General features: G+C 70.5%; 9 protein-coding genes. 8 read left to right on the top strand and 1 reads right to left on the bottom strand.

Annotation, left to right across the window (positions count from 1 at the left end):
• Positions 1–51 precede the first annotated feature (51 nt).
• Complete coding sequence (locus OG559_RS06070; RefSeq protein ID WP_405113290.1) at positions 52–270, bottom strand: MbtH family protein; 219 nt, start codon at positions 268–270, stop codon at positions 52–54.
• 203 nt (positions 271–473) lie between these two features.
• Between OG559_RS06070 and panD the strand changes: the two genes are divergently transcribed.
• The 8 genes from panD (at position 474) to OG559_RS06030 (ending at position 8,677) form a co-directional block, all read left to right on the top strand.
• Complete coding sequence (gene panD, locus OG559_RS06065; protein ID WP_405113288.1) at positions 474–905, top strand: aspartate 1-decarboxylase; 432 nt, start codon at positions 474–476, stop codon at positions 903–905.
• Positions 906–915: 10 nt separating this feature from the next.
• Positions 916–1,632, top strand: coding sequence for a thioesterase II family protein (locus tag OG559_RS06060; protein ID WP_405113287.1), 717 nt, complete (start codon positions 916–918; stop codon positions 1,630–1,632).
• A gap of 11 nt (positions 1,633–1,643) precedes the next feature.
• Positions 1,644–2,477, top strand: a complete 834-nt coding sequence (locus OG559_RS06055; protein ID WP_405113285.1) for an SDR family oxidoreductase — start codon at positions 1,644–1,646, stop codon at positions 2,475–2,477.
• 30 nt (positions 2,478–2,507) lie between these two features.
• Positions 2,508–5,219, top strand: coding sequence for a non-ribosomal peptide synthetase (locus OG559_RS06050; protein ID WP_405113283.1), 2,712 nt, complete (start codon positions 2,508–2,510; stop codon positions 5,217–5,219).
• 297 nt (positions 5,220–5,516) lie between these two features.
• Complete coding sequence (locus OG559_RS06045; RefSeq protein ID WP_405113281.1) at positions 5,517–6,200, top strand: DedA family protein; 684 nt, start codon at positions 5,517–5,519, stop codon at positions 6,198–6,200.
• 209 nt (positions 6,201–6,409) lie between these two features.
• Complete coding sequence (locus OG559_RS06040) at positions 6,410–7,999, top strand: tryptophan halogenase family protein (protein ID WP_405113279.1); 1,590 nt, start codon at positions 6,410–6,412, stop codon at positions 7,997–7,999.
• Positions 8,000–8,081: 82 nt separating this feature from the next.
• Complete coding sequence (locus tag OG559_RS06035) at positions 8,082–8,393, top strand: ArsR/SmtB family transcription factor (protein ID WP_405113277.1); 312 nt, start codon at positions 8,082–8,084, stop codon at positions 8,391–8,393.
• A gap of 35 nt (positions 8,394–8,428) precedes the next feature.
• Entirely contained in the window at positions 8,429–8,677 is a 249-nt protein-coding gene (locus OG559_RS06030) for a hypothetical protein (RefSeq protein ID WP_405113275.1), read from the top strand.
• Positions 8,678–8,690 lie beyond the last annotated feature (13 nt).

Here is an 8,690-nt window from a genome sequence, read left to right as displayed (position 1 = left end):
CCGGTGCGCCGGGAAGGACGTCCTCCCCGGCGCGTCGCCGTACCGGTGCGGTCAGCCGGCCGTGGCCTCCGCCATCCGGCGGCGCAGGCTCAGCGGGCGCATGTCCGTCCACACCTCACCGATGTGCGCCAGGCACTCCGAGCGGCTGCCCCTGGTGCCGTCGGTGCGCCAGCCGGCAGGGATCTCCCTGTCGGCCAGCCAGATCGAGTACTGCTCCTCGTCGTTCAGCACCACCACGTATGTCTGGTCGTCTTCCTGTTCGTCAGCCACGGAGAACCCCTCCACCTGATGGACGTCGTTGCTGCCGATCCTTCAGCCCTGCCGATATTCCGCCTATACGTCGTCTACGACCTCGTCGCCGGCCCGCGGCGAATAGCCGGGGTATAGGCGGAATATCGGGGACCGCCTGACGGTGGCGTCGACGCGGTACGCAGCCAGCCCGCCGGCGACCACGGACACGCGAGGGACGGAACATGTATCGGACGCTCCTGAAGTCGAAAATCCACCGGGCCACGGTGACCCAGGCCGATCTGCACTACGTCGGGTCACTGACGGTCGATCGGGCGCTCATGGACGCGGCCGACCTGGTGGCCGACGAGAAGGTCGACATCGTCGACATCAACAACGGCCACCGTTTGTCGACGTACGTCATCGAGGGCCCGGCCGGCAGCGGCATCATCGGCATCAACGGCGCCGCGGCACTGCTGATCCAGCCGGGCGACCTGGTGATCATCCTGGCGTACGGCGTGTACGACGAAGCCGACGTGGCGACCGCGAAGCCGCGGGTCGTCTTCGTCGACGAGCGGAACAGGATCGAGATCCTCGGCGGCGATCCTGCCGAGGTGCCCGAGGGCTCCGGCCTGTTCCGCGGCGACATCCTCGACCCTGTTCACCAGCCGAGCTGAGGGGGCACCCGTGGAATCCGCCACCCTTGTCTGCCTGCCGTTCGCCGGATCCGGCGCGTCGTTCTTCAAGAAGTGGCAGGCCGTCGCCCCACCAGGGCTGCGCGTGGTCGCCCCCCAGCTTCCCGGGCGGGAGGAGCGGCTGGACGACGAGCCGCACATCACCGTCGAGGCCGCGGTCAGCGAGGCATCCGGTTGGCTGCTGCCCCGGATCGCCGACACCAGCCGGGTTGCCCTCTTCGGGCACAGCCTGGGTGCGGTGCTCGCGTACGAGCTGGCGTACCGGCTGTCCGGCCAGGTCCCGGTCGTCGGCCTGTTCGTGAGTGGCTCGGCCGGTCCGTGGAGCGTCCGGCAGGACCGCGCGAGCGGGCTCGACGACGAGGGCTTCCTGGTCGCCGTACGCCGTCTCGCCGGCTACCGGCACCCGGCCATGGACCACCCGGAGATGCTGGAGATGCTGCTGCCGATGCTGCGCGCGGACGTCGAGATGCACGAGAATCACCGTCCGCAGGCCCGCCCGCCGCTGGGTATCCCGGTGACGGCTGTCCGGGGCGACCGCGACGACCTGGTCACCGCCGCCGAGTGCGGCCAGTGGGGCGACGCGACGACCGGGCCGTTCGACAGTGTCGAGCTGGCCGGCGGCCACATGTATCTCACCGAGCCCACCGGCGAGCGGGCGCTGCTGCGGTTGATCGAGAACCGTCTCGACGCGCGAGCTGCGGCGTGCTGAGCGCGCCGGCTGTGGCAGGGGAGCGGCTCGCGGGTCGGGTCGCGATGGTGACCGGAGCGGGCCGGGGCCTGGGCCGGGCCACCGCGGTCGCCCTCGCCGGCGCGGGCGCCGACCTGATCCTGCTCGACGTGGCCCGGGACCTGCCGGGCGTGCCGTACCCGATGGCCTCGGTCAGCCAACTGGAGCACACCGCCCGGCTCTGCCGTGCGCAGGGCGTCGCCGTGCTCGTGCGGCAGGCCGACGTCCGGGACCTGGCCGCGGTCGAGGCGTCCGTGGCCGTCGCGGTGGACCGGTTCGGCCGGCTCGACGTGCTGGTGAACAACGCCGGGATCGCCGCGCCCTCCGGCCGCGCCGTGCACGACATCGAGGAACAGCAGTGGCAGCTCATGCTGGACGTGGACCTCTCCGGCGCCTGGCGCACCATCCACGCCGTGGGCGAACTGATGATGCGTCAGCGTTCCGGGAGCGTCATCAACGTGGCCTCCACCGCCGGGCTGGTCGGCTACCGCCACTTCGCCGGCTACGTGGCGGCCAAGCACGGCCTGATCGGCCTCACCCGGGCCGCCGCGCTGGACTACGCCCCGTACCGGATGCGGGTCAACGCGGTGTGCCCCGGGTCGGTACGCGACGACCCGCAGGTCGAGGGCCGGATGCTCACCGAGATCGCCCGTTCGCTCGAGGTGCCGGTTGCCGAACACGAGGAGACCTTCGTCCGCGACCAGCCGATGAACGCCCTGATCGAACCCGCCGACGTGGCCGGGGCGGTGCTCTGGCTCGCCAGTGACGACGCGCGGCAGGTCACTGGCAGCGTGGTGACGGTCGACGGTGGGTTCACCATCCGTTGACCGGCCCGTACTCGTGTAGGGAGGCGTCCTGTGCTGTCAGGAAGTCACGGCTGGCGTGCGCCGGCCCCCGGCGACCCCGCCGAACTGGCCAACAGGTTCGCGGCCGCGGCCGCCGTCTGGTGGCCCGGGCCGGGCGCGCCCCGGCTGTGGGTGGAGGCGGTCCCCGCCCCCGCGGGGTCACCGATGGGTGAGCGGCGGCGGCGCATCGAGCTGTCCCGCCCGGTCGCTCTGCTGCGCGCGGTGCTGCTCTCCTATCTCGACGGCGACGCCGAGCTGATCCTGGTGGCCGACCGCCGGGCGGTGGACATCGCGTCGCTGGCCCTGATCGCCGACGTCACGCTCGGCCTGGCGCCGATCCCGGACGGCCCCGCGCCGGCGCTCGGGCCACCGCCCGCCGCGCGGCGATCCGGCGGCACCGAACCCGGCTTCGACTGGGCGGCCGGCGACCCGGGGGCGGGCGACCGTGCCGGCGTGATCCGCTCGCCCTTCGCGGACGGCCCGGCCGACGAGCTGGTCGCCGCCGTGGCGGTGGTCCTCGACCGTTACGACGGTGAGCGGGCGCCGGTGACTGCGATCATGCGCGAGGGGCCGGACCGGAACCGCGTTCCCGGGCCGTTCGCCGTCACCGTCGTCGACGGCCGGGCAGAGTCTGCGCCCGCGCCCGACGACCGTCCGCGCGCCGCCGTGCTGACCGGAGAGGTCGACGCCCGCTACCAACCGGGCCCGGTCCCGTCGTTCCCGCTTACCGTCCTGGTCCGGCGCGACGGCGGCGAGCGGTGGTTGGAGCTGCACCATCGGGAGCAGTCGGTGGACGCCGGGTCGGCGCGTCGATTCGCCAGGCACCTCGTCCGCGCCTACGCCGAGCTGTGCCGTGGCGTGGACCCGCGCGACGTCAAGCTGCTCGACGCCGCCGAGTGCGCCGAGGTGGCCGCTCTGGGCGAGACCGACGGTCCCGTTGTCGGCGTCGCCCACCTCGACGAACTCTTCGCCAGACAGGTCGCGCTGCGGCCCGACGCGGTGGCGCTGAGCTGCGGCGCGGACTCGCTGACGTACCGGGAGCTGGACGAGCGGGCCACCCGGTTCGCTGGTGCGCTACGGTCGGCCGGTGCGGTAGCGGGTTCCCGGGTGGGCATCTGCCTCGAACGGTCGGTCGACCTGGTCGTCACCATGCTTGCCGCCGTACGCGCGGGAGCGGTCTACGTCCCGATGGACCCGGCGTACCCGCGGGCCCGGCTGGAGTACACCGCGCAGGACGCCGGACTGCGGCTCGTCGTCGCCGCACCGGGGACGCTCGACGATGCCGACGTGCCCCGGGTCCTGCGGCCGGACGACCTGGCTGCCGAGGAGGCGGCGCCGTTCACCCCGTCCCGGGATCCCGGCTCCGCCGCGTACGTCATCTACACCTCCGGGTCGACCGGGCGGCCCAAGGGTGTGGTGATCCCGCACCACAACGTCGCCGCTCTGATCGAGGCCACCCGGATGGATCTCGGGCTGGGCCCGGCCGACGTCTGGACCTTCTTCCACTCCGGGGCGTTCGACTTCTCGGTGTGGGAGATCTGGGGGGCGTTGCTCACCGGCGGCCGGCTGGTCGTGGTGCCGTACTGGACGTCCCGGTCCGTCGAGGACTTCCACAGCCTGCTCGTGGACGAGCAGGTGACCGTGCTGAACCAGACGCCGTCGGCGTTCGCCCAGTTGATCGCCGAGGATCGTCGGCGGGATCGGCCGCTGGCCGTACGTCTGGTGGTCTTCGGCGGGGAGCCGCTGGACACCCGGCTGCTGCTCGGCTGGTACGACCGCTATCCGGAGTCGCGCTGCAGAGTGGTGAACATGTTCGGCATCACCGAGACCACGGTGCACGTCACCACGCGTACGGTCGGCCGGGGCGACGCGCTCGCCGGCTCCCGGTCGGTGGGCCGGGCGCTGCCCGGCTGGTCGGTACGGGTGGTGGACGAGCGCGGGTGGTTGCAGCCGATCGGCGTGCCGGGGGAGATCTGCGTCGGTGGCGAGGGGGTCGCGACGGGCTACCTCGACCGACCCGACCTGACCGCGCAGCGCTTCGTCCCCGATCCGTGGACCGGCGGGCGGATGTACCGCAGCGGTGACCGTGGCCGGCTGCTCCCCGATGGCAGCCTGGAGCACCTGGGGCGGCTCGACACCCAGGTCAAGATCCGTGGCTTTCGGATCGAGCTGGACGAGATCCGCTCGGTGCTGCTGGCCGATCCGGCCGTCCTGGCGGCGGCGGTGGTGCTCGGCGGGCTGGGGACCGGGGACGCGGCCCAGCCCCGGCTCGACGGGTACGTCGTGCTCGGCGGCGAGGACACCGCGGTCGTACGGCGCCGGGCCGCCCGAATCCTGCCGGACCACATGATGCCGGCAACCCTGACCGCGTTGGACTCGTTGCCGTTGACCGTCAACGGAAAGCTGGACCGCGACCGGCTGCCGGCCCCCGCCGCGACGAGATCCTCCCCGCCCGGTCGCCCCGTTCCGGATGGCCGGTCAGGCGTGGACGGTGGGGGAGTGGACCTGGCCGGAGCGTTGGCCGAGGTCTGGCAGGACGTGCTGGGCGTGCCGGTCGACGGTGCGGACAACTTCTTCGAGTTGGGGGGCAACTCGCTCTACGCCGTCCGCATCGCCTCGCTGATGCGTGAGCGGGGGCTGCCCCGCCTGCCGCTGCGTGACCTGTACCGGCATCCGACGGTGGGTGATCTGGCAGCGCGACTGGCGAGCGCCGGGACGGCCTGAGTCTGGCCGGTCCGGAGGTAGTCGGGGGTCCACCCCCGGACCGGGTTCATGGGCGGGCCCGAGCGTCCGGTGGTGGCACCGCACCAGCTCGTGACCCGCAAAGTAAAGCTAGCATATGCAAGTAGATTTATGTACCTCGTGGTCAGGGTGGGCTGTCGACCCCTAGGGCGATCTCGGGGGTCAATCAGGGTTGGCCGTCCTTGACTCCATCTCTAGCACCTGCAAAGCTCGATTTGCAGGTGATAGTTGTCTGGGTCGGCTGGGCGATCGTCTCGGCCGGGGTGGGGAGGCGATCAGATGTTGGACCACGTGATGCAGTTGGCGGCGTCTCCATGGATCTACCTGGTGGTGGCCCTCCTCGTCATGGCCGATGCGGTGTTCACCGCGCTGCCGTCCGACTCGCTGGTCATCTGCCTGGCCGCGCTGTCGGTCGCCGGGGGCCCCGACCTCACCGGCCTGCTGCTCAGTGCTGCGGCCGGTTCGTTCGCCGGCGACTGCGTGGCGTACGCCCTGGGCGCGCACACGATCGGCCGCTTCCGCCGGTCGCGGCTCGGTCCGGTCGGCGCGGCCCTGGCCAGCGCCGAACGCGCCCTGCTGCGACACGGTGGCCTGGCCGTGGTGGTCGGGCACTTCCTGCCCGGCGGCCGGACGGCTACCGCGCTGATGGCCGGCTCGCTGCGCTTCCCGCTGCGACGCTTCTTCGTGAGCGCGGCGGTGGCCGGCGTGCTCTGGGCGCTGTACATGAACGGCCTGGGCCGTCTCGGTGGGATCGCCTTCGCGGACCGTCCCTTCCTCGGCGCGATCCCCGGCATCGTCCTCGGCCTGGTGGCCACCGTTCTGTTCCAGTTGCCTGGTCGTCGCGCCGCCCGCCGGGCCGCCCGCCGGGCCGCCGCCGCTCCGGCCGCCGCTCCGGCCGTCGGTCAGGGGCCGCGCCCCGCCGCCGCCCGTCTCGCGCCGTGGCGCGAGCCGGTTGCGGTCTGACCGTCGTACGCCAGCCGGTCTGCCACACATCGGCGGATCCGGGCCGAGGTGTTTTGCCGTGAATAGGAGTAAATAGCTGGAATATAGTCGCGTTATCGGCCCCCTCGAAACAGTGACATTCTGGCGCGGACCCCCGCGCAGGAGGATGCGATCCGCCCGGCAATCGGCCAGCCTTTCCGGGCGGATCCGGTCGCGAAGGGTGCCATCGGATGGAAGACAACAGAATCAAGGACGTCGTCGTTCTCGGCGGCGGCACGGCCGGCTGGATGACGGCCAGCTACCTCGGCAGGGCGCTCGGCCCGCACGTGCGGATCACGGTCATCGAGGCGCCGTCCATTCCGCGGATCGGTGTGGGCGAGGCGACCGTTCCCAACCTGCACAAGACGTTCTTCGACTTCCTCGGTCTGGCCGAGGCGGACTGGATGCGGGAGTGCAACGCCAGCTACAAGATGGGGATCAAGTTCATCAACTGGCGTACGCCAGGACAGGGCGAGTCGCAGACCCGGCAGGTCAACGGCCAGAGCGACCACTTCTACCACCTGTTCGGCATCCTGCCGAACTCGGACAACCTGCCGCTGTCGCACTACTGGGCGACGAAGCGGCTCGCCGGCGAGACCACCGAGCCGTTCGACTACGCCTGTTACCGCGAGGCGCCGGTGATGGACGCCAAGCTCGCGCCGAGGTTCGCCGACGGCACCAGGTGGACCAACTACGCCTGGCACTTCGACGCCAGTCTGGTCGCGGCGTTCCTGCGGCGCTTCGCCACCGAGAAGCAGGGCGCCGTGCACATCGAGGACGAAATGGTCGACGCAGCCATCGACCAGCGTGGCCACATCACCTCGCTCACGCTCAGGTCCGGCCGCACGGTCTCCGGTGAGTTGTTCGTCGACTGCACCGGGTTCCGCAGCCTGCTCATCAACAAGGTGATGCGTGAACCGTTCCTGGACATGAGCGACCACCTGCTCAACGACCGGGCCGTCGCCACCGCGGTGCCGCACGACGACGCCGCGAACGGCGTGGAGCCGTTCACCTCCTCGATCGCCATGTCGTCCGGCTGGTCGTGGAAGATTCCGATGCTGGGCCGGTTCGGCACCGGTTACGTGTACTCGAGCCGCTTCGCTGACCAGGACACGGCGACCCGCGAGTTCTGCGGGATGTGGGGCCTGAACCCGGAGGAGCAGCCGCTGAACCACATCAAGTTCCGGGTGGGGCGCAACCGGCGTACGTGGGTGCGCAACTGCGTGAGCATCGGGCTCTCGTCGTGCTTCCTGGAGCCGCTGGAGTCGACCGGCATCTACTTCATCACCGCCGCCCTGTACCAGCTCGCGAGGTTCTTCCCCGACCGGAACTTCGACCCGGTCCTGGTGGACTCGTTCAACCGCGAGATCGAGACGATGTTCGACGACTCGCGGGACTTTCTGCAGGCCCACTTCAGTCTCGCCCCGCGCCGGGACACGCCGTTCTGGCGGGCCTGCAAGGATCTCGTGCTGACCGGCGACATCCAACGCAAGCTCGCCGAGTACCGCGCCGGGCTGGCCGTCAACATGCCTATCGCCGACGAGTCCACCTACTACGCCAACTTCGAGGCGGAGTTCCGCAACTACTGGACCAACAGCAGCTACTACTGCGTCTTCGCGGGTCTGGACGTGTTGCCGGAGCGTCCGCTGCCAGCCCTCACCTACCGCGCAGGGGCCATGGAGCGGGCCGAGCCGCTGTTCGCCTCGATCAAGGACAAGCAGCGTGAGCTGCTGAGCACCCTGCCCAGCACGTACGACTACCTGCGGGAGCTGCATGGCTGATCGACGGTGAGGGTCCGCGCCACCCTGCTTCTCATCGTAGTCGGCACGTGCTAAGTTATGTTTGCACGTGCAGGAGGATGGTGTGGAAGCCGCAACGGTTAACGGTGACGAGTTCGTCGAGGTGCTGGCCACGCTGTCCAACCCGCATCGCCTGCGGGTTGTGGCAGCGCTGTCCCAGCAACGCAACTACGTGAGCCGGCTGGCCCGCGAGTTGGGCATCAGCCGGGCGCTACTGCAGGTCCACCTGCGCAAGCTGGAGGCGGTGGGCCTCGTGGAGTCGCAACTCGAGCTCTCCGAGGACGGCAAGGCGATGAAGTTCTACGAGGTTCTTGACTTCGCCGTCGCCCTCACGCCGGAAACCATCGCGGAAGCGGTGCAGACGCTCACCAAATAGCTACGCCGAACAGCGGTAAAAAGGGGATTGCAGGCATGGACCCATGGGCCTGGCAGGAGATCATCGCAGTCATCGGGCTCTTCGCGCTGATGATCATCGTCCTTGCGGTGACCATCCGAGAGGTCGGTAAGACGCTGCGAGCCAGGGCCGCTCTCGCTCGGGACAGGGACTACCGGGAGCTTGCCGACCGGTCCATCACCGCGCAGGAGTTGACCGGCGGCAGGCTGACCGAGGTCGAGACCCGGTTGGCGGCCATCGAACGCATCCTCAAGGACGTCGAGTAGCCATTTCGCCGGG

Origin of the sequence: Micromonospora sp. NBC_01405, assembly GCF_045040155.1 — a bacterium.
Lineage (GTDB): Bacteria > Actinomycetota > Actinomycetes > Mycobacteriales > Micromonosporaceae > Micromonospora.
This window is presented reverse-complemented; position numbering and strand designations above follow the sequence as displayed.

Excerpts from the sequence above, each read along its gene's own strand:
- panD (WP_405113288.1), top strand. The coding sequence starts at position 474 with ATGTATCGGACGCTCCTGAAGTCGAAAATCCACCGGGCCACGGTGACC.
- OG559_RS06045 (WP_405113281.1), top strand. The coding sequence starts at position 5,517 with ATGTTGGACCACGTGATGCAGTTGGCGGCGTCTCCATGGATCTACCTG.
- OG559_RS06040 (WP_405113279.1), top strand. The coding sequence starts at position 6,410 with ATGGAAGACAACAGAATCAAGGACGTCGTCGTTCTCGGCGGCGGCACG.
- OG559_RS06030 (WP_405113275.1), top strand. The coding sequence starts at position 8,429 with ATGGACCCATGGGCCTGGCAGGAGATCATCGCAGTCATCGGGCTCTTC.